Raw genomic sequence first — 21,132 nt, forward strand, 5'->3', positions numbered from 1 at the left:
GAGGGGCGCGATGAGGGGTCGGTGCTGATCCTCACCTTGGGTCTGGTAGTCGTCTTGGTGGCGCTGTTGGGCGTGGTCGTGGACGTGACCGCGCTGGCCTTGCGCCGCCGCGAGGCCGAGCTGACGGCCGACTCAGCAGCGCGCGCCGCCGCCCAGGCCGTCGATCTGAGTGCCTACTACCGAGGCGCGGCCGGCGAGCGGATTCCCCTGGATGTTGCCAATGCCCGGTCACAGGCGTCCGAGTTCCTGCGCCGGCCTTGGCGAATGGTGCGACTGACTGCCACGGATGAGGTGGTGCAGGTGACCGTGGCCTCCCGGATGCGGTTGCCCTTCAGCGGCTGGCTGGGCATCGGTCAGGTGCGCGTCGTGGGTCGCGGTGCTGCGGAGATGCGGGTGGCTCCCCGGTAGACAAGTACCCTGGACCTCGTGCCCGATCCCGACGTGACCCAGCGCCTCAGTGAACTCGACAGCACGCTGGCGAGTATTGCCACCGTCGTGGACCTCGATGCTGCTCGCCGGGAGATCTCCGAACTGGAGACTCAGGCCAGTGACCCCGGCCTGTGGGACGACCAGGCCAACGCACAGCGGGTGACCTCGCGGCTGTCGTTCCTGCAAGGTGAGGTCCGGCGGGTCGAGTCTTTGCGTTCCCGGCTCGACGACGTCCTTGTTCTCTTCGAACTCGCCGATGCCGAGGGGGATGCCGAGGTCACCGCCGAAGCGGGGACCGAACTGGATGACATCGCCGCCGCGATCGCCGAGATGGAGGTACGCACCCTCCTCAGTGGTGAATACGACCAGCGCTCGGCACTTGTCCACGTCCACTCCGGCGCCGGCGGGGTCGATGCAGCCGACTGGGCCCAGATGCTGTTACGCATGTACACGCGTTACTGCGAGCGGCATGGCTGGAAGTACGAGGTGTACGACATCTCCTACGCCGAGGAAGCAGGGATAAAGTCCGCCACGTTCCAGGTCGATGCGCCGTTCGCCTACGGCACCTTGAGTGTGGAGCAGGGCACTCATCGTCTGGTGCGGATCTCGCCGTTCGACAATCAAGGTCGGCGCCAGACTTCGTTCGCGCGCATCGAGGTGCTCCCGGTCACGGAGCAGACCGATCACATCGAGATTCCGGAGACCGACATCCGCATCGACGTGTTCCGCTCGTCGGGGCCGGGTGGCCAAAGCGTCAACACGACTGACTCAGCGGTTCGGATCACCCACCTGCCCACTGGGATCGTCGTGTCCTGTCAGAACGAGAAGTCGCAGATCCAGAACCGCGCCGCCGCATTGCGCGTCCTGCAGTCGCGCTTGTTGGAGCAGCGGCGGCAGCAGGAGAAGGAGGAGATGGACGCCCTCAAGGGAGATGCGAGCGGATCGTGGGGCGACCAGATGCGCTCCTATGTGCTGCACCCGTATCAGATGGTCAAGGACCTACGAACGGGCACGGAGACGGGTAACACGACGAGCGTTCTGGACGGGGAACTCGATGAGTTCATCGAGTCCGGGATTCGGTGGCGGCGTACCGGCGAGGCCGAACCGGCTCCAGCCTGAACCCAAGCGATGTCAGACGCCCCGGCGGGCAAGAAGCCCTGTCGGGCGGTGAGTCTGGGCATGCGGAGGCTCCGGAAAGGGGGGGAAATCCCGGAGCCTCCCACCTGGAGGGTGTTGCGTCGCTGGGCGACGCGGCCGGTCGGGGTTGGGGGGAAATCCCGACGGGCCAGTTGGGTGTCCTTAGCATGACGCGGGATTCGGTGATGCGCGACACCTAAAGAATAACAAAATGATAACGATCGGGGGGATTGGTAAACGGCCGGCCGGCCCGTCAAGGCCGGGTCGCCCGGGTTCGGGTTCGGTTGCGAGGGGAGGTCGGGTTCGGTTGCGAGGGCATGTCGGGTTCGGTTGCGAGGGCATGTCGATTCGGCCGCATTGGCAAATGTGACGCCCAACACTGCCTAAACTCGTGTCCCTGCCCGTCGGAGAGTTGCGGCCGGTCGGAGAATGACGGCCGAGAGCGGCAAGCGGGTGGGGGAACTCCGGGCTGGCGGGATGACTCCCGGGACCGGCGGGAGAACGCGGTCCAAGAGTTGACGGGCCAGAAAGTGGGTTCAGATGACGGGTCCGAAAGGGGCCGGCCACGGATCCGAAGCTGCTGAGAAGGGGCGAAGGGGCATTGTGATCAAGTTCGAGGACGTCACCAAGCAGTACAAGACGCAGCACAGTCCCGCCCTGCGCGAAGTGAACGTCGACATCCAACGCGGCGAGTTCGTGTTCCTGGTCGGCCCGTCAGGTTCAGGCAAGACCACGTTCTTGCGGCTATGCCTGAAGGAGGACCGGCCCACATCCGGCACGGTCTGGGTGGCCGGCAAGAACGTCGGCAAGCTGTCGTCGTGGCGGGTGCCGCAACTGCGTCGCCAGATCGGCACGGTGTTCCAGGACTTCCGACTGCTGCCGAACAAGACCGTGTTCGAGAACGTGGCTTTCGCGCTTGAGGTGATCGGGAAGCCCCGCGGTCACATCAAGACCGTCGTGCCGGAAGTCCTGGAGATGGTCGGACTCGACGGCAAGGAAAAGCGCTTCCCCGACGAACTGTCCGGCGGTGAGCAGCAGCGCGTCGCGATCGCCCGGGCCTTCGTCAACCGGCCGGATATCCTCATCGCCGATGAGCCGACGGGCAACCTCGACCCGAACACGAGCATCGGCATCATGAAACTGCTCGATCGCATCAACCGCACCGGCACCACCATCATCATGGCCACGCACGACGCCCAGATCGTCGACCAGGTGCGCAAGCGCGTCGTCGAGTTGGCGGACGGCATCATCGTTCGCGACCAAGCCCGAGGGGTCTACGGCTATGCACACTGATCGAAGGGGCGCATTGCGCGGCAAGGGCGCATCGCGCGCCAAGGGCGCATTGCGCGGCAAGGGCGCATCGCGCGGCCAAGGGCGCATTACACGCCACCGTGGTGTCAGGTTCGATGGGGAATGACGGAGGCGGCGAATGAGGGCCCGTTTCGTGCTCAGTGAGGTGTGGCAGGGGCTTCGTCGCAACCTGACCATGACCTTGGCGCTCATCATCACCATCGCGGTGTCTCTCGCCTTGTTCGGTGCCGGACTGATGGTGCGTCAGCAGGTGTCCCAGATGAAGGGATTCTGGTTCGACAAGGTCGAGGTCTCGATCTTCCTCTGCACCAAGAACTCGCAGGAGACTTCGTGTTCCGGGCCGGCGAGCGAGCAGGAGAAGCAGCAGATCGCTGCCGACCTCGAGGCGATGCGCCCGCTCGTCCAAGAGGTCTACTTCGAGACCTCCACCGAGGCGTACAACCGGTTCCAGGAGCAGTTCCAGGGCTCACCGATCGCGGAAAGTGCCACCCCCGAGGACCTCGGCGAGAGTTACCGGGTCAAACTCGCGGATCCGGATCAGTACTCGGCCATCACCAGTGCCTTCTCCGGGCGACCGGGTATCGAGCGCGTGGACGACCAGAAACAAGTGCTCGACAAACTCTTCCGACTGCTCGACGGGCTGCAGATGGTGTCTCTCGCCATCGCGATAGCGATGCTGGTGGTGACCGTGCTCCTGGTCGGTAACACCATGAGGCTGGCGGCCTACAGCAGACGGCGCGAAACGGGCATCATGCGTCTGGTCGGTGCCTCGAAGTTCTACATCCAGCTCCCGTTCCTCCTGGAATCGGTCATTGCGGCGTTGCTCGGCGCGTCTATCGCAGTTGGCGCCCTCGTTGTGGTGAAGATGTTCCTGGTCGATCGGTTCCTGGAGCCGTCCTTCCAGTTCACTCCCTTTGTGGGCTGGGACACCGTGTGGGTTGTCTCGGTGATCCTGGTGTTGATGGGTGTGGCGCTCGCGGCGATAGCCGCGGTGTTGACGCTGCGGAGGTATCTCAAGGTCTGATCGCCCGCCTGGTGGGGTACCGGAGGGGTGAAGATGATGGGCCGAAATGCCGATGTAGAAGGCAACGCCAACTGTCGGGAAGTGGTCGTGCCACTGCATCGCCGTCGCCGCCGTGGGGCTGTGGCCCTGTTGGCTGCAACGGCGCTGAGCCTGGGTGCGATCGTTCCTGGAGGAGCGACCGCCGGCGACGATCTGCACGACAAGAAGCAGAAGGTGGATGCCGCCCTCGACGACGTCCACGACGAGGTCCTGTCGTACAACAAGAAGGTTGCCCGAGCCACGCAGCAGGTCCTCGACGCCCGTAAACAACTCCCCGAAGCCCGTGAGAATCTGGCGGCGGCCCTGGCCGAACAGGAACGCACCGAGGCCGCCGATCAACTGGCGGCGCAGGAGTTGGAGCAGGCCACCGCCGACGTCGCCGAAGCGGAACGGCAACTCGCCGCTCTCGAGGCGCGTCTCGCGGAACTCGAATCCAATGTGGGCGACTTCGCGCGCCGCGCCTACCAGATGGGTCCCTACGCCGGCTTGGAGATGGTTCTCGACGCACGTGACCCGTCGGAGTTCACCGACCGCCTCGCGGCCATCCGCACGGTGAGCGCGTCCAACAACGCTCAGCTCGATCAGATGAGCGCTGACCGCGCTGACCTCGCCTACACCGAACAGCGCCTGACCGCGCTGCGCAAGGTCGCTCAGGAGAAGAAGGAGTCAGCCGAGGCGCGCTTGGTCGAGGCCCACGAAGCCGCAGAGGGGGCCCGCGCCGCGAAGGAGATCGTCGACGGACTGATCGCCCAAGAAGAAGCCGCATTGGCGACAGCGCAGGAGAACCGCGCCGACGTCAAGAAGCAGTACGAAGAACTCGAGGCGGAGCAAGAGCGGATCCAGAAGGAGATCGCCGCGGCCGCCGCCAAGCTCGCTCGCTCGACAGGAGTCGCGACCAACGGCGACGTCAACGCCATCGACAGCGGCACCCAGTGGTACTTCCCGCTGCCCGGGTACGCGATCGGCTCTGACGCCGGCTGGCGCTTCCACCCGATCCTGCACTACACGCGCTGCCATGCCGGTGCCGACATCAGCGCACCGTCCGGCACTCCGATCCACGCCGTCGACAACGGCACTGTGATCCAGGCCGGCTGGAACGGCGGCTACGGCAACTTCACCACCATCGCCCACGGCAATGGGCTGACCAGCAGTTACGCCCACCAGACAACGATTTCCGTGAGTGTCGGGCAGCAGGTCAAGCGGGGCCAGGTGATCGGCCGGGTGGGCTCGACGGGTTTGTCCACCGGTCCACACCTGCACTTCGAGGCGCGCGTCAATGGCTTGCCCTACAGCCCGAAGGGGTGGTTCGGACAGGGACCCAAGGTCCAGGTCTGCGTATAGCCTGGGCGGATGCCCAAGGAATCGGGCCGTAAGAAGATTGCGGTCAACCGCAAGGCGCGCCACGACTATTTCATCGACGCCACCTATGAATGTGGCCTGGTGCTCACCGGAACGGAGGTCAAGTCCTTGCGTGTGGGCCGGGCGAGCATCGTCGACGGCTACGCGTCGATCAAGGACGGCGAGGTGTGGCTGTACGGGGTTCATATCCCGGAGTACGAGCACGGATCTTGGACCAACCACGACCCACGTCGCCCGCGGAAGTTGCTGCTGCACCGCCACGAGATCGCGAAGCTGATCGGGCGCTCCAAGGAGTCTGGGGTCACGTTGATCCCGCTCTCCCTGTACTTCTCGGGTGGTCATGCCAAGGTCGAACTCGCGCTGGCCCGCGGCAGACGAGCGGCCGACAAGCGGCAGGCGATCGCCGAACGGGAGGCCAAGCGTGAGACGGAGCGGGCCCTGGGTCGTCGCGCCAAGGGGATGGACGACTGACCGTCCCACATCCCACGGCGATAGGCTCACGGGATCGCAAGCAAGGACGTGCCCATGAGTGATGACGCCTTCGTCGACGGTTTCTGGCCGTACCGCAACGACGCCGACAACTACCGAGAGATACCGGCGGAACCGGTCGACCGGGCCGAGGTGCTGGCACGTATCCAGCGGATGGCGCGCCGCGAGGATGAGACTGGGGATCAGGGCAGAGTCTCGGGCAGCCTCTACAGCGGCGATCACGACCACTATCGGTATCTGGGTGATGTGTTCAGCGAGTTCTCGCATGCGAACGTGCTGCAGCGGGACATGTACCCCAGCGCCACCAAGTTCGAGGGCGAGATCATCGCCATGGTGTTGGCGATGCTGCACGGTGACGAGGCGGGGTGGGGCGCGTGCGGAGTCGTGACGAGCGGTGGCTCCGAGAGCCTCATCACCGCGCTGTACGCGTATCGCGAGCAGGCTCGGGCCGACCGAGGGGTCGAGCATCCCAACGTCGTCATGCCGCTGACCGCCCATGTCGCTCTCGACAAGGGAGCGCACTGGATGGGTGTCGAGATGCGTCACGCCCCGGTGGGGCCGGACTTCCGTGCCGACGTCGCCGCGATGGCCGAGTTGCTCGATGACAACACCATCGCCCTGGTCGGATCCGCCGTGAACTACCCTCACGGCCTGATCGATCCCATCAGTGAGATGTCGGATCTCGCACAGGAGCGTGGGGTAGGACTTCATGTCGACGGGTGCCTGGGTGGTTTCCTCCTGCCCTGGGTCGAGCAAGTGGGCTACCCCGTGCCGCCGTGGGACTTCCGCGTCCCCGGAGTCACGTCGATCAGCGCGGACACGCACAAGTACGGGTACGCGCTGAAGGGCACCTCCACCCTTCTGTACCGCAGCCGAGAGCTGCGGCGCCACCAGTACTTCACCTACCCCGACTGGCCCGGCGGCCTGTACCTCTCTCCGGGTCTCGCCGGGTCGCGGTCCGGGGGACTGATCGCGTCCACGTGGGCGGCGATGGTCACCACCGGCCGCTCCGGATACCTGCAAGCCGCTTCCGAGATCATGGCCGCGGCGGAGGTGATCCGCGCAGGTGTCGCCGACATCGATGGCATCGAGGTGATCGGTGATCCGTTGTGGGTGGTGGCGTTCCGGGCGACCGACGCCGAGATCGACATCTACCTGGTCAACGACCGGTTGAAGGAACTCGGGTGGCGACTGAATTCCTTGCAGTTGCCCCCGGCTCTGCACTTCTGTGTCACGCGCCCGAACACACGCGACGGTGTCGCCGACGGGTTCGTGGCTGCGCTGCGCGATGCCGTGGCATACGCCCGCGAGCATGCCGGCGAACCCGCCGCCAGCGGTGCCATGTACGGATTCGGAGGCACCCCGCAGGGCAATGCCACACTGACGGAGTTGATGGCGGGAGTGCTCGACGCCATGCACGAAGTCGCCCCTGACGGGGCCTGACATGGGTAGCTGGATTCTGGCGATCGACCTGGGCAGCGGCGGTCCCAAGGTCGCCGTCGTCGGCCTCGACGGCCGAATCCGAGGAACTGGACTCACCCCCGTTTCGGTGCACATCGGGCGCGATGGTGCGGCGACCCAGGATGCTGCTGAGTGGACCGATGCCCTGATCACCGCTGTCGGGTCGGCCTTGGAGTCGTCGGGTGCGGATCCGCACGACTTGCACGCCGTCGGGATCACGGGCCAATGGGGGTCGAGTGTTCCCGTCGGCGAAGATGGCGAGCCGGTCGGCCCAGTGCTGATGTGGGCGGACACCCGGGCTCGCGACCACATGAAAGACGTGATCGGAGGGCGGTTCTCGGTGCAGGGGATCGCCCCTCACAAGGCGCTGCCCTGGGTCAGGATCACCGGCGGAGCGCCGAGCACCAACGGCGCGGATCCGACGGGGCACGCGCTGCTGCTGCAGCACGAACTGCACGAGATCGGACGGCGGTGCTCAGTCGTCCTCGAACCCGTCGACTACCTCGCCTTCCGCCTGACCGGGCGCGCCGTCGCCACCCCCGCCTCCATGGTCTTGTCCTGGCTGACCGACAATCGCCCCGGCGCCGAACCTGGCTACCATCCCGACCTGATCGTGCGAGCGCGGCGCAATCCGCAATGGCTGCCCGAGTTGGTCCCGACCGGTTCGGTCCAGGGCACCCTGCAACCCGAGATCGCGGATCGGCTGGGGCTGGTTCCCGGTGCCCCTGTGGTGACTGGAATCCCGGACCTGCACGCAGCAATCGTGGGGAGCGGCTCGGTCGAGCCGTACGGCACACATCTGGCGGTATCGACGACGGCCTGGCTGTCGGCCCGCGTGCCCTTCAAGAAGACCGATGTGCTGCACTCGATCGCGACTCTGCCCGGGCTGGATCCCCAGTTCAACCTCGTGGGGGACAACATCGAGACCGGCGGCGCCGCGCTGGCCTGGCTCCGCGAACAGATCATCGCGCCGCACGACGGGCTGGCCGGCGGGGGCAGCGGCATCGGAGCCGCCGGTGCCGCGGCTGTGGCCGATCCCCCCTCGTACGACGAGATCATCGCCCTCGCTGAGCGGGTGCCCCCTGGCTGCGAAGGTGTGTTGTTCGCTCCCTGGCTGGCGGGGGAGCGCAGTCCTGTCGACGACCGGCTCATCCGTGGCACGTGGCTCAATCTGTCGCTGCGCACCGATCGGTCGGTGCTCGTTCGCTCAGTCCTCGAGGGAGTCGCACTGAATATCCGGTGGCTGTTCGACAGTTATCAGAAGTTCCTGCGGCAACAGGTGCGCAGCATCCGGATCCTCGGCGGTGGGGCTCAGTCGGACCTCTGGTGCTCGATCATCTCGGGGACCCTGGGGGTTCGGATCGAGCAGGTCGATGATCCACTGAACGCGCAACTGCGCGGGGTCGCGTTGTGGGCCCGGGTCTGCCTGGGTGAGCTCACTTTGCATCAGGCTGCTGCGCTCGTGCCCGTGGCCCAGCAGTTCACCCCTGATCCGCGGGATGTGCGGACCTACGACCAGAACTACCGTGAATACCGTCGTCTGTACGGCACGGTGAAGGGTCTGTATCACCGGCTGAACGCCGACCTGTGATCCGTCCCTTCTGTCGGCCGAGCCAGGGTTCCTGTTGGTGAGTAGGCTGAGGTGATCGACGGGCCTCGCGTGGTTGCGGATGTGCCGATCCCGGCGAGGGGAGGGCAATGAGAACAGACTCATCGGCCGTCGCACCGGACCTCTCTGCTTGGGCTTCTCCTGAGTTCCGACGGGTCACGGAATGGGCTGTTGCCGCAGCTGTGGTCATGGCCGCTGTCACCACGCTCCTCGATTTCTTCGGCCGCCTGGGCATCATGGACGCCACTGCCATCCCGCGCGCTCTGGCTGCCTTCACCATGCTGATCGCGGGGACAACCGTCGTCGCGTGCATCGCCGAACGACGATCCCGAGAACTGTCACGTCGACGCTGGGCCCTGGTGCTCTTGGGTGTCGGACTGGGCTTGATCTACCTGGGTCAGTTCGTCACCTACCTGATTGCCCTCAATCGAACCGGCTACTTCGAGGGTTGGATCGAAGGAATCCCCCTGCTTCTGGGCGCTCCGTTCGTGGCCGTCGGAAGCGTGGTGCTGTGCTGGCCACCCCGTATGACGGCCAAAGATGCTCTCACCGTGATCGCCGACAGTGTGCTCGCGGGCCTCGCACTGGCGTTCGTCTGGGTCGCACTCGTTGTTCCCAGTCACACGCGGTCCGGAAGCGAGTTGGACAGTACATTCGCGGCGTTCGATGTCTGGGCGCAGTACGGGGCAGTGTTGACGTTCGTCGTGGTCGCGGCCGCGAATCGCAAGCCCGGAGCGCTGCCCATCAGGCAGTTGGTACTCCTCCAGAGTGGGGTGTTGGTCTACTTGACCGCCGACATCGTGGGCGACAGCCTCCAGCACGCAGATCGGGAGTCGAGCGTCACCTGGTCGCTGGTCTTCTATGCCGCTGCCGTTGCCCTGCTGCGAGCCTTCACCGTGCGTCCGGTCCTGGAGCCGGAGTCTCCACGTGCCGCCAAACTGCGTGACCTCTGGTCACACGGGATCCCCTTCCTTCCTCTACTCCTTGCCAGCGCAGTGGCCCTTGGGGTGCGACTGTTCATCGCGCCACTAACGGTGGAGGCGGTTGCCTTCTTCACGGGAACAGTGGTGGTGGGAGCGATCTTCCTGTTGATCTGGCGAATCGACATGGCTCGGGAGCGGCGTCAAGTCATCGATGAAAGGCTGGCGGCTAACTTGCAGGCAGCTGCCCGCTCGAACTGGTTCAGTGCTCTGGTCGGGGATTCCCAGGACCTCGTCACGGTAGTTGATCGAGACTGCCGCATCGTCTTTCAGACGCCCTCGGTGCTTCCCATGCTGGGGTACGAGCCCACGGATCTGGTCGGGACACAATTCGCCGACCTGGCTCCGCGGGGGAACGAGAGCGAGATCGGCCAATGGCTTCTGCGCTCTGCACATTCCTCTGATGATCGCGGACCGCATGAGTTGGTCCTCCGGGGCAGCGATGGTGTGGAGCACGAGACCGAGACCATGGTCACGCCATTGGAGGGTGAAGGTGCGGAGGGTTTCGTTCTGACCACGAGAGACGTGACCGACCGCCGCCAACTTCGCGCGGCATTGGCCGAGTCCGCGCAACGGGATCCGTTGACTGGCCTGCCGAATCGTGAGGCCTTCCTGAGCAGGCTGTCCCAGGAACTGGTGGTTGCGCGTTCCGGAACAGTAGCCGTGGCCATGGTGGACATCACATCCTTCCGTGACTTCAACGACAGCCGCGGCCACGCTATCGGCGATGAGGTCCTCCAGGCAGTCGCTGCGGCGCTGGCCCGGCTGCCGGACTCAGCCCGCGTGGTGGCGCGTACTGGTGCCGACGAGTTCGGGGTGATTGTGGTGTCCGATCCCCTGGAGTTCGCCATCGGTGAGTTGGAGCGTGAACTGCACGAGACCCTGGATGTGCTGCTGACCAGCGACGGTCGAGTCGCCCGGGTCGGCTTCGACATGGGCTATGCGGTCGTCGACGATCGCCATACATCAGCGACTGACTTGCTGGAGCAGACCGACTTGGCGATGGCTGCCGCCCGAAAGGCGCGGACCGGCGGGGTGGTCCGATTCGAATCCACGATGCGCTCGGCGCTGATTGAACGGCTCAGGGCAGAGGCGGATCTGCGCGAGGCGTTGGACGCCGATCGACTGGTGGTTCACTACCAGCCCATCGTGGCGTTGACAGACGGCAAGGTTCTGTCTGTGGAGGCCCTGGCTCGCCTACGCTCTGCGGACGGCTCCTTGATGTCTCCCGATCGGTTCATTCCGCTCGCCGAGGACCTCGGGCTCATCCGCCAGATCGGCCAGATGGTCCTGCGCAGATCATTGACGGATGTCCAACGTCTGTCAGAAGTCCTGGGGCGTCCCATCTCGGTGGCGGTCAATCTGTCCGCGGATCAGTTGGATGACAGCCTGACCGGCGTCGTCGCGGAGGCGTTGGCCGTCGCCGGAGTCCCACCATCGCAACTCACTCTCGAACTCACCGAGAGCATTCTCGCCAGTCGAGAGTCTGAGCCCGCTGCCCTGCTCCAATCGCTGCGGGATCTGGGCTGCATGTTGGCGTTGGACGACTTCGGGACCGGCTACTCGTCCATGGCCTATCTGGCCGAGTTGCCCGTCGACTATTTGAAGATCGACCGCTCATTCGTCGGGGCCATGGGTTCTTCACGCAACTCACTCATCCTGGTTCGCACTCTGCTGCAGATGACTCACTCGCTCGGCTTGGTCGCCATCGCCGAAGGAGTCGAGACCATGGAACAGGCGGACCTCCTGCGCGGGATGCAGTGTGATCGGGCGCAGGGCTACCTCTTCTCCCGACCTCTCGCCCTGGAGGACCTGCTGCTCGCGCTCCGAGTGACCAGCGGAGTGCTTCCTCTGTCGTCATCGCAGTGACTGCAATCGGTGCCTCCGCAGGGCGACCCGGGTCACCAGAGTCGCGGGCCTGCACCGACGTCATCGATCATCTGAGGCTTCCCGGGATCGCCGATCTGCATGTGCACTTCATGCCCCCACGCGTGATGGCCGCGGTCTGGCGGTACTTCGAGTCAGCCGGCCCGCTGGTGGGACGGGACTGGCCCATTCGGTACCGGGGTAGCGACGCCGAGAGAGTGGCCCTTCTGCGTTCGTTCGGGGTTGAACTGTTCGCCGGTTTGACCTATGCCCACAAGCCAGCGATGGCGCAGTTCCTGACGGAATGGTCATTGGGCTTCGCCGCTGGGGTCCGCGGAGCAGTGGCAACGGGGACGTTCTTCCCCGAGCCCGGCGTGCGCGACTATGTGGTCACCGCCGTGGAACGCGGGTGCCGGTTGTTCAAGATCCACCTCCAAGTCGGTGACTTCGATCCTCGTGATCCGCTGCTCGACGACGTGTGGGGGGAGTTGGCGGACATCGGTGTCCCCGTGGTGGTTCACGCCGGTTCCGGACCGATGCCCGGCCGATTCACTGGCCCTGGCCCAATCGCGCAGGTGCTGGCGCGCCATCCGCGCCTGTCATTGATCTTCGCTCACTTCGGCATGCCGGAAGAGGTCGAGTTCGTGTCGCTGGCGGAGCAGTTCCCGAACTGTGGACTGGACACCACCATGGTCGAGACCGACTTCATGCGCGAGATGCACGTCCTGGACGCAGCCGTTCTGCCGGCGATCCGTGATCTCGGTGTCGCCGGTCGGGTGTTCTTCGGTTCCGACTTCCCGAACATCCCTTACCGATACGACCATCAGGTTGACGTGCTTGAGCGGTGGGAACTGGGAGACGATTGGCTGGCGGCTGTCCTGTGGGGCAACGCCGCCCGGCAGTTCGGGGTGTCCGTGTCGAGTGCGGAACTGTGACGTGACGAGCCGGTCGAAAGCCAGACCTGCTACCTCTTCCGGTTGATCGTCCACGTCTTGCGGACGGGGATCCGTTCGTCATCGACCGGCTTCAGGTAGCTCGTGACCTCCACCTTGACGGCTCCCTTTCGCAACGCAGCTCGGGTCTGCCCGCCCATGGGGCAACTGAACGTGTACGTGCCCGCATCTTCGACCGTCTCCTTCTTCTTGCACTCGAGCCACTGTTTGGCTGGGTTCATGTCGGGCTGGCTGATGATCTTCTGTCTTATCTCACCCGCTGGGAAGACCGACATCTTGGTCCGGAACCTCACGTTGTTCGACGTCACCTTGGTGGCCAGGCGCTTTATCGAGATCCCGGGATCCGGGGGGATCGGGTCGATCGTCACCGGGGCTGAGGCGGTGGATGCTGGTCCGATTCCTGCATCGTTGCCGGCCACCACGGTGAAGGTGTACGTCTGACCAGCCGTGAGGTCGGGGACATGACAGACCGTGCTCGTTGCCGGGACCGTGCATTGTTTGCCGCCGGGCGACGATGTGACCGTGTAGTAGGTGACATCCCCGGTGACCCCGGTCCAGCTGACGCCAGCCGTCTCAGGGCGGCGCACTGGCTCTCACGCCCGTCGGCGCGGTGGTGGGTGGACCGGCAGCACCGGCCACCGGCGCGGATCCCAGGAGAACTGCGATCACCATGATCACCAGTACCCATCGGCCGGATGACGAGATGCCTCGTCGTGGGATGCCGGGTGGTGAGGCGTCTGATGGTGAGGCGTCTGAGGGTGAGGCGTCTGATGGTGAGGCGTCTGATGGTGAGGCGTCTGAGGTGAGGCGTCTGATGGTGAGGCGTCTGAGGTGAGGCGTCCGAGGGTGAGATGTCTGATGGTGCGGTGTGAGTCTTCATGTCTCGCCTCCCGGCAGTGCGGGTCATTTTCAGGCTTCGCCCGAGCTCCCGTGTGAACCGAACCAGAGGCCGTCTCAAGGATCCTGCGAGCCGAACCGTTCGTGGGTACTGCTTGTGTGGGGTGGGCTCGCTGGTCAGGGGTCAGGGGTCAGGGGTCAGGGATCAGGGATCAGGGATCAGAGAGCGCGGATGGTGGATCACGGATCCTGCAGTGGCCGGGGTGGGTCGTCATAGCTCGTGATCCCGGCCGGACTGGTCCAGTGCAAGGCCGGTGGAGCCAGGTCGTCGGCACCGGCTACCGACACCGGCACCGGCCCCGGTCTCGGAACCAGAGACCTTGCTCGCTGTGAAGTCCTTGCTTGCCGCGGAACTCCCGCCCGCCGCCAACCCCTTGCCTGGCGCGGGCATGTCCGTGTTCAGTAGCCAGTTCGTGTGGGTCTTCAGGCGATGGTGCCGTCTGCACAAAGCACCCAGATTCCGTGCGGACGTCGAACCCTCGGGCCATGGAATGGCGTGGTCGAGGTCGCAGTGCTCCGCAGTGGTGCGGCAGCCCGGGAAGCGACAGTACGGTTCCCGGGCCCGGATCAAGCGGGCCAACGCGGTCGGAGGGCGGTAAGTGCTGGCCGACGTGGCCACCAGGTGTCCAGTGGTCGAGTCCGTGATCCATAGTCTCCAGGCACGGTCGGCCGCGAGTTCCCGAGCGATGTCTGAAGGAATCGGACCACAGCCGGCCAGCATGGCTGGATCCGAGGCCATGCCCAGCAAGGTGGCCAGGTCGATCACAACATCGGCTTCGCCGCAGTGACCGCACGGCCGGGGACGGGGGCGCGTCTCGGGTGACCCCGGTGGAGCGGAGGAGCTTTGCGCGGACTGATCCGGCCCAGCGGAGCCTGGGGCGGGTGACCCCGGTGGAGCGGAACTGGGGTTCACCCGAGGCGGGACCGTCGTATCCGGCACGGCAGCGGTGTCAACTGGCCTGTCGAGGATGAGGTCCGCCAATACATCGGCGCGCTGCTGATCGCGGCTGCGGGAATCGTCCGAAGACAGGTCGCGCGAGATGGCAGTCAGCCGACCGTAGATGCGGTGGGCGATGTCAGCGGGAAGTTCCGCGATCAACTCGGCCATGCCGTCTCCGAGGTCGTGAACGGAGACGCGGCGGCCCTGGCGAGCTCGACGTCGCGCTTTGGCGAAGTCGACCGCGACCCGCGCCACGATGCGGGTGACCGCAGCCCGGAGTTCGCTGAACGTCCATGCCCGCAGCCCGTCGCGGTGTCGTTCGGTGACACGAACCAAGAGGCGGTCAATGACCACGTCGCGCTCAGCAGCCGACAGGGTTTGGAGGTCCTGAGTCACGAGGCGTGCAGCCCACGACGACACGAGCCCAGCCTCGACAGCGACCATCAGATCAGGTTGCTCGCGAAGGGCCCGGGCGGAGGCCACCCGAACTGCGCAACTGCGTGGCGACAGGCGAAGAGCAGGAGCAAGTTCGTCGACGGCGGGGTCGACGATGGTTCCCATACGCGGGTCCTCGGGGTCGCAGGTGACGGTGACCGGCTCGGCTCCGACGGCGTTGACCACGGCCCGCGTTTGGCGGGCGTCCGCCCAAGAACTCACGGCTGTCCAGGCGGCAGCGATGACGATCATGCAGGCACACGGCTGCCCGGGACGCCCGACACCGACGCGGCCGGGTGCGCTGGGGTCCGCCAGCGAGGAATGGCCGGTCACGGGATCGGCAGGACACAGGCCTCTAACCGCCAGATTCGACAGCGCCGCGACCAGGGCCGGGCCCGGCGCGAGCATCAGTAGCCGTTGTGCCGCGGGGCGCAGCGGAGCGTCGAACCAGCCGGCATGTGTCCAGGCGGCGCGATGGCGCAGCCACGCGGCACGGTTGATGGCGACCGCTGGGAGGGCTGGAGCGGCTGACTGCGACGTGGGATAGGGCAGGGGCGCCTCGGTGGGCAAGAAGCCGTCGAGCGGGTCGCCAACGGGCGTGAAACCGTGGAGTGGGTCGGCGATCGGTGTCAATCCATCGCCTGGGTCATCCACCGGTACGAATCCCTCGTGCGGATCGGCTACCAGCACCATTGCCTCCCACTGTGTTCCCGTGGGTCCAGGCGGCGCCGTGGGTCCGGGAGGCGCCGTGGGTTCCTTCGGTCCCGTGGGTCCGGGAGGCGCCGTGGGTCCGGGAGGCGCCGTGGGTTCCGGTTCGGTCCCGTGGATGCCTTCGGTCCCGTGGGTCCGAGAGGCGCCGTGGGTCCCTTGAGGTGCTCGTGGGTCCCGTCGGTCCCGTGGGTTGCGTGGTCCTTTCCATGGTTTGAAGCTATGCCTGGGGTCCGACAGTTCCTTCGGCCTCGACTTGGTCGGTCTCCTCGGTATCAGCCCCGTCCGTTCCCCTGTGCAATCAGCCTCGTCCCGTTCCTCTCGAATCGACCTCGACTGGTCGCTCTCAGCGGCAACTCCTGCTGCGGCGAGGCCGTGACTCGTCCGGCGATGCGCCCAGCGCCGATGGCTCCTGCCTGCCCCCCGGCCCCGCCACTCGGGCACTACGCTGCCTGCATGCGTGTCCTGGTCCGAGAACCCAGTCCCCGGTTGGCCCAAGGTCTCTGTGACCCACATCGAACGCACGCCCGTCGATGTCGACCTCGCGCGGCAGTCAGTGGGACGGCTATGTCACCGCACTGGAGCAGGTCGGGTGGGAGCCGGTCGCGGTCCCGCCGGCGCCTGACAACCCCGACAGCGTCTTCGTCGAGGACACGATGGTGGTGTGGCGCGATCGAGTCGTGATCGCGCGCCCCGGAGCCCCGGAACGCCGTGCCGAGACCGATGCGGCCGAACGACTGATCCGATCACTGGGCTACGAGGTGTCACGGATCGAGGAGCCCGCCACCCTCGATGGTGGGGACGTCCTCAAGATCGGCGAACGCTGTTTCGTCGGGGTGGGTGGGCGAACCTCCATCGACGCCTGCGAGCAACTCGCGCAAGGCCTCGGCCTCCCCGCTGTGCCGGTTCCGATCAGCAAGGTGCTCCACCTGAAGAGTGGCGTCACGGCGTTGCCGGACGGCACGGTGGTCGGCTATCCACCGTTGGTGGACAACCAGGCCGGGTGGGAGCGTTTCCTGCCCGTTCCAGAGGAGGGTGGGGCCCATGTCGTGGTGATCGACGACGACACGGTCTTGATGGCGGCCTCGGCGCCGCGGAGCGCAGGTCTGTTCGAAGAGCGCGGTCTTCGAGTGATCGCCGTCGACATCAGCGAATACGAGAAGCTCGAAGGCTGTGTCACCTGCCTCTCGGTCCGGTTGCGCTGACGCCACCGGATCGGAATATCGTCTCTGCATCCGACGTTGCCCCAAGTGCGCCGGAAATTCGCGGCCAACGTGAGGGCCCGTGACCTCCGTGGGGTTACCGCGGGGTCTGTGGTTTTGCTGCTCCGTTGGAAGGAGTCGGGGGCTGCGCCTATCCTGGGCCCACAACTACACAGGGGGTGACAGGTTTCGACAGCGTCTGTCGAGACGGGAGAAGCGAGCCGAGAACCCGTGGTGACCTCGTAAACCATCCGCGGAAAACCAATAGGTGCCAAACAAAACCGCACCTCCTTCGCCCTCGCTGCCTGACAGCGAGCCCGTGAAGGCGCCCGGCGGGAACAGTCCCCGCACCGTCGGGTGTCGCCAGGGGGCTCACCAACGACTCCGGGTCACGCGGGTCGGCGGAACATCTTTCAGTGACTGTGGCCGTGTTTCCTGCAGCGTCGTAAGAAGTAGGAAGGCCAAGAACACGCACATCGACTGCGCTCGGAGAAGTCCCTGATCTTCACCGTTGGACCCGGGTTCGATTCCCGGCACCTCCACTCAACTCAACTCACGTAAGACCCGCGCCTCTGGATTGACACCACGGCGGGCCAAGGTCGTGCCACTACCGTGAGCTGTACCTCCAGGCGGATCACGTCATCTCCCATGTTCTCGCTGGACTGCAGGCGCAGCGGGAGGGCGGAAGAGCCCCGGCGGCGGCGCGAAGGCGGTGTGGTCGACGTAGCCATCGAGCGATACGTGCATACAGAAGGCAAGGCTCGCCATTTCAGGTCATCTCCTCCCCTGGACGGCCCAGAGGTGGGCCGAGCCCAGCATGATGTGCTCACCACTCGACCATGCACCGACGGATCGACCATGCACCGACGGATCGACCATGCACCGACGGATCGACCATGCACCGACGGATCGACCATGCACCGGCGGACGATTGGCTGCCGATCCCCCGAATGTCGGATCATGGCGGCCCCTCCGGATGACGATGGTCTCAGAACCGAGATTTCCGGCCGGGAGGTCGACATGGACCAGCGCGGGTTGTCCGCAGGGGCCGCACTCGCTCTCGCGGCCGGCCTGGTGCTCGGTGTGCCGGCACCGGTATCCGCGGTGCACGTGACTGACGCGCAGGGGTTCCAAGGACTTCTGACCGGCCGGCCGAGCGCTCGAGCGACAGGTCCGGTGAGTGCGAGCGCCGCGGAGGACTGGCCGACGTGGGCATCACTGGATCCCGGCGGTGGTGCCATCCGACATGTGGCCACGACCGGGAGCGACTCCTCCGGTGACGGTTCAGCGGGAGCGCCGTTGCGCACCATCCAGCACGCAGTCGATCTCTCGGCGCCCGGTGATGAGGTGTGGGTGCAGCAAGGGTTGTATCCCGGAGAAGTGCGGATCAGGCAGCCAGGTATCACGGTCCGAGGGAGCTACGGGTCCGACAAGCCCCGCATCGTGGTTGCGAACCAGGACGAATCGGCTCATGAGATTGCCGTCGAGCTGGATCCGGATGCCGACGGTTCCCGCATCATCGGACTGGATATCGAGGGCGGTTCGTACTACGGGATTTCGTGTGAGACGAAGTGGGACTGGGGCGACCCCGCCGATCGCAGCGGTGCGACGGAGGTGGTGATCGCGTACAACGTGATCCACGATTCAGGTCGGGATGCGATCAAGATCAAACCCAATTGCGATGACGTGCTGGTGGCCAGAAACGAGATCCACTCCACCGGACGGCGCGATGACAGCAACGCCGAAGGCGTCGACAACGTGAACGGCGATCGGATGACTCTGCTGGACAACCACCTGCACGACATCGCGACCACCGGGGTGTACTTCAAGGGCGGGGCGATGGATGCTCGGGTAGAGCGCAATCTGATCGAACGGGTGGGGCAGGGCTCCAGCCCTGACTCAGCGGGCGCGGGCATCCTCGTGGGGTTCGATACTGACACCGACTACTTCGATCGTGCACAGAACCCTGGCATGTACGAGGCGATCCGCGGCCGAGTCGTCAACAACATCATCGACGAGACGACCATGACCGGGATCGGGGTGTACTCCGCGCGTGACTCGCTGATCGCTCACAACACGATCCGCAACTGCTGTCGTGACCATCATGCGGGGATTCACTTCGGCATCAGCCTCCAGAGCTGGATGCCTGACGGACTGCGTCCCCCCAGCGCCAATGTGACGGTGTGGGGCAATCTGATCGGGGTAAGGAGTGCCGACGGTGACGACTACGGCTCATCGATCCGCTTCCTGTCGGAGCCGGCTCTGGGTGATCTCGCTGGGTATACCGGCATGCCGATCATGGACTACAACGTCTACTCGACCGGCGCGCCACCGCTTCGGTTCGCCGACTCGCGGCCAGCTTCGCAATACGACGCTGCGGGCTTGTCCGGGTGGGCGGATCACATCGGGGCGGAAGCGAATTCCCGTGATTCTGGATTCACTGTCGACAGCCTGTGGGTTCCCGACCCAGCCGTGCCGGTCGATCCGAGTAGTCGCTACGACCTTTCCCTGGACTTCTACGGACAGATGCGATCGAGCCGACCCGTAGCGGGTGCCGTTGAGACACGTCCCTCCACCGGACTGAAACCGGCACCCACGGATCCCGCCTCACCACCCGGCAGTGGAACTGCCGATCCGCCAACTGCCAGTCCGTCTCCTGATGCATCCGCACCCCCCGGACCCCCGGAAGGAACGCCGGCAGAACCGCCGGGTCAGACTCCGGAGCCGGGTACCTCAGTGCCCAGCGCGAGGGCGCAGATCCTCGCGAGATGGAGGGCCCTGGGCGGGGCGAGTGGATCGCTCGGGCGCCGGGTCAGATCGATCAGGGATGGTCCATTGGGCTCCCGGATGCAGCGATTCACCCACGGGGTCATTCTCTACTCACCGACGACCGGGGCCTTCGAGTTGATCGGTGCCATGGCCCGGACCTACTCCCGCCTCGCGCCTGCCCGGCGCCAGCGGTTGGGCCTGCCCACCACAGGTGACCTCGCGCCGGGCCAGCGGCGCAAGACCAGATTTCAGCGCGGTGTGATGACGTGGTCTCCCCGTGCTGGAGTCGCGATCAGGATCGGCTGATGATCACGATCGGCGGAGTGGGACTCGCCGGGCGAGTTACTCGATCGCGGGAACGATCACGGAAACTTCGTGGCAGCCTCGTCCCATGCCCGAGGGAGATGCCGTGCGCCGCACTGCGCGCCGCCTCGATGGCGCGCTCGTCGGTCAGACGCTGAAGGTCGCGGAGATCCGAGTACCACGGGCAGCCACGGCGGATCTGGTCGGCTGCACAGTGTTGGGTACGCATGTGCACGGCAAGCACCTGCTGCTGCGAATGGCCAACGGGACGTCTCGCCTGACCTTGCATTCCCATCTTCGGATGGATGGTCGCTGGGCCACCGGCACCGCGTCTGGCCGGCCATGCGCGGGACCTGAGCACCAAGTGCGGGTCTGGCTGGTGGGGGAGCAGCGGCAGGCGGTCGGACTGCGGCTCATGGAGGTGGCTGTCGTTGCCAGCGATGACGAGGGCGATCTGATCGGCCATCTGGGTCCCGACATCTTGGCGGCGAGCTGGGATGGCGCGGATGGAGTCCGGCGAGTGTCGGCAACCCCTGACCGGGGACTTGTCGAGACGTTGCTGGACCAACGGGTGGTCAGTGGGCTGGGGACGATGTGGGCGGCAGAGGCCGCGTTCACTGCCGGAGTCACGCCGTTCACTGCGGTGGGGGACGTTCACCAGTTGGATGTCGTACTGGCTCGCACCCGGCAACGGATGCGGCGCGCGATCATCGATGATCGGCGCGCCAGTCGGGCTCGACTGAACATCTTCGAACGCCGAACCTGCCTGCGTTGTGGCGGTCCAGTTCGTACGGGCCGGGTCGGACACCATGACCGGGTCACTTACTGGTGCCCCCGGTGCCAGTCCGGGCCCGGTCCCACGGGTCGCTAGCTCGGCTTCATTGGCCGGGGCCTCGGTTTCATTGGACGGGGCCTCGGTTTCCTTGGACGGGGCCTCGGTTTCCTTGGACGGTGCCTCGGTTTCAGTGGGTGGAGTACGACGTGTCATTCCCAACCCCATTGCCAGTCGGCGTCGAACGCCTCGCTGAGTTCGTAGTCGCTCTCCACCTTGCGTACTGCCGTGTCGTCCATGGCGTCCACTCCTCTGCTGTCCTCTGCCTGCCCATTGCTGGCTCTCTGCTGGCTCCTCGGCTGGCCAGTGACGTCTCACAGGAAGGACGCGCGCAGGGGGCGACATGCAACAGTTTCTGGGAGGGAATTCCGCCCCTGAGTAAGGAATCC

The 21,132-nt window shown here is 65.6% G+C and carries 15 protein-coding genes and 1 other RNA gene; 14 read left to right on the forward strand and 2 right to left on the reverse strand.

What is annotated here, in order from left to right:
• The first annotated feature begins 21 nt into the window (after window positions 1–21).
• The 10 genes from V9E98_07080 (at window position 22) to V9E98_07125 (ending at window position 12,639) form a co-directional block, all read left to right on the forward strand.
• Window positions 22–408: a pilus assembly protein TadG-related protein gene (locus V9E98_07080; protein ID MEI2716744.1), complete on the forward strand. Its 387-nt coding sequence runs from the start codon at window positions 22–24 to the stop codon at window positions 406–408.
• Window positions 409–426: 18 nt separating this feature from the next.
• Window positions 427–1,548, forward strand: a complete 1,122-nt coding sequence (gene prfB, locus V9E98_07085; GenBank protein MEI2716745.1) for a peptide chain release factor 2 — start codon at window positions 427–429, stop codon at window positions 1,546–1,548.
• A gap of 621 nt (window positions 1,549–2,169) precedes the next feature.
• Window positions 2,170–2,859: a cell division ATP-binding protein FtsE gene (gene ftsE / locus V9E98_07090; protein ID MEI2716746.1), complete on the forward strand. Its 690-nt coding sequence runs from the start codon at window positions 2,170–2,172 to the stop codon at window positions 2,857–2,859.
• Window positions 2,860–2,995: 136 nt separating this feature from the next.
• Complete coding sequence (gene ftsX, locus V9E98_07095; GenBank protein MEI2716747.1) at window positions 2,996–3,901, forward strand: permease-like cell division protein FtsX; 906 nt, start codon at window positions 2,996–2,998, stop codon at window positions 3,899–3,901.
• 87 nt (window positions 3,902–3,988) lie between these two features.
• Window positions 3,989–5,281, forward strand: coding sequence for a peptidoglycan DD-metalloendopeptidase family protein (locus V9E98_07100; protein MEI2716748.1), 1,293 nt, complete (start codon window positions 3,989–3,991; stop codon window positions 5,279–5,281).
• Window positions 5,282–5,290: 9 nt separating this feature from the next.
• Window positions 5,291–5,770, forward strand: coding sequence for an SsrA-binding protein SmpB (gene smpB / locus V9E98_07105; protein MEI2716749.1), 480 nt, complete (start codon window positions 5,291–5,293; stop codon window positions 5,768–5,770).
• Between the two features lie 54 nt (window positions 5,771–5,824).
• Complete coding sequence (locus V9E98_07110) at window positions 5,825–7,231, forward strand: aspartate aminotransferase family protein (GenBank protein ID MEI2716750.1); 1,407 nt, start codon at window positions 5,825–5,827, stop codon at window positions 7,229–7,231.
• A gap of 1 nt (window position 7,232) precedes the next feature.
• On the forward strand, window positions 7,233–8,840 hold the full coding sequence (locus V9E98_07115) for an FGGY-family carbohydrate kinase (GenBank protein MEI2716751.1): 1,608 nt from the start codon (window positions 7,233–7,235) through the stop codon (window positions 8,838–8,840).
• A gap of 107 nt (window positions 8,841–8,947) precedes the next feature.
• A complete protein-coding gene (locus tag V9E98_07120; GenBank protein ID MEI2716752.1) occupies window positions 8,948–11,707 on the forward strand; it encodes an EAL domain-containing protein in 2,760 nt (919 codons plus the stop codon).
• Window positions 11,704–12,639, forward strand: coding sequence for an amidohydrolase family protein (locus V9E98_07125; GenBank protein MEI2716753.1), 936 nt, complete (start codon window positions 11,704–11,706; stop codon window positions 12,637–12,639). The genes V9E98_07120 and V9E98_07125 overlap by 4 nt, the downstream gene beginning before the upstream one ends.
• 29 nt (window positions 12,640–12,668) lie before the next feature.
• Here V9E98_07125 and V9E98_07130 read toward each other — a convergent pair whose 3' ends face one another.
• Window positions 12,669–13,244, reverse strand: a complete 576-nt coding sequence (locus tag V9E98_07130) for a fibronectin type III domain-containing protein (protein MEI2716754.1) — start codon at window positions 13,242–13,244, stop codon at window positions 12,669–12,671.
• A gap of 521 nt (window positions 13,245–13,765) precedes the next feature.
• On the reverse strand, window positions 13,766–15,622 hold the full coding sequence (locus tag V9E98_07135; protein MEI2716755.1) for a DUF222 domain-containing protein: 1,857 nt from the start codon (window positions 15,620–15,622) through the stop codon (window positions 13,766–13,768).
• Window positions 15,623–16,170: 548 nt separating this feature from the next.
• On the opposite strand from V9E98_07135, the gene V9E98_07140 reads away from it, so the two are divergent.
• The 4 genes from V9E98_07140 to V9E98_07155 all read left to right on the forward strand — a co-directional run bounded on the left by V9E98_07140 (window position 16,171) and on the right by V9E98_07155 (window position 20,782).
• On the forward strand, window positions 16,171–16,842 hold the full coding sequence (locus V9E98_07140; protein ID MEI2716756.1) for an arginine deiminase family protein: 672 nt from the start codon (window positions 16,171–16,173) through the stop codon (window positions 16,840–16,842).
• 172 nt (window positions 16,843–17,014) lie between these two features.
• Window positions 17,015–17,384, forward strand: a transfer-messenger RNA (tmRNA) gene (gene ssrA / locus V9E98_07145).
• A gap of 475 nt (window positions 17,385–17,859) precedes the next feature.
• Window positions 17,860–19,914, forward strand: coding sequence for a right-handed parallel beta-helix repeat-containing protein (locus tag V9E98_07150; GenBank protein MEI2716757.1), 2,055 nt, complete (start codon window positions 17,860–17,862; stop codon window positions 19,912–19,914).
• An 85-nt stretch (window positions 19,915–19,999) separates the two neighbouring features.
• A complete protein-coding gene (locus V9E98_07155; GenBank protein MEI2716758.1) occupies window positions 20,000–20,782 on the forward strand; it encodes a DNA-formamidopyrimidine glycosylase family protein in 783 nt (260 codons plus the stop codon).
• Window positions 20,783–21,132: the final 350 nt, after the last annotated feature.

Source organism: Candidatus Nanopelagicales bacterium (assembly GCA_037045355.1).
In the GTDB taxonomy this organism is placed as follows: domain Bacteria; phylum Actinomycetota; class Actinomycetes; order S36-B12.

Excerpts from the sequence above, each read along its gene's own strand:
- ftsX (MEI2716747.1), top strand. The coding sequence starts at position 2,996 with ATGAGGGCCCGTTTCGTGCTCAGTGAGGTGTGGCAGGGGCTTCGTCGC.
- smpB (MEI2716749.1), top strand. The coding sequence starts at position 5,291 with ATGCCCAAGGAATCGGGCCGTAAGAAGATTGCGGTCAACCGCAAGGCG.
- V9E98_07110 (MEI2716750.1), top strand. The coding sequence starts at position 5,825 with ATGAGTGATGACGCCTTCGTCGACGGTTTCTGGCCGTACCGCAACGAC.
- V9E98_07115 (MEI2716751.1), top strand. The coding sequence starts at position 7,233 with ATGGGTAGCTGGATTCTGGCGATCGACCTGGGCAGCGGCGGTCCCAAG.
- V9E98_07120 (MEI2716752.1), top strand. The coding sequence starts at position 8,948 with ATGAGAACAGACTCATCGGCCGTCGCACCGGACCTCTCTGCTTGGGCT.
- V9E98_07135 (MEI2716755.1), bottom strand. The coding sequence starts at position 15,622 with ATGGTGCTGGTAGCCGATCCGCACGAGGGATTCGTACCGGTGGATGAC.
- V9E98_07140 (MEI2716756.1), top strand. The coding sequence starts at position 16,171 with ATGTCGACCTCGCGCGGCAGTCAGTGGGACGGCTATGTCACCGCACTG.
- V9E98_07150 (MEI2716757.1), top strand. The coding sequence starts at position 17,860 with ATGGACCAGCGCGGGTTGTCCGCAGGGGCCGCACTCGCTCTCGCGGCC.
- V9E98_07155 (MEI2716758.1), top strand. The coding sequence starts at position 20,000 with ATGCCCGAGGGAGATGCCGTGCGCCGCACTGCGCGCCGCCTCGATGGC.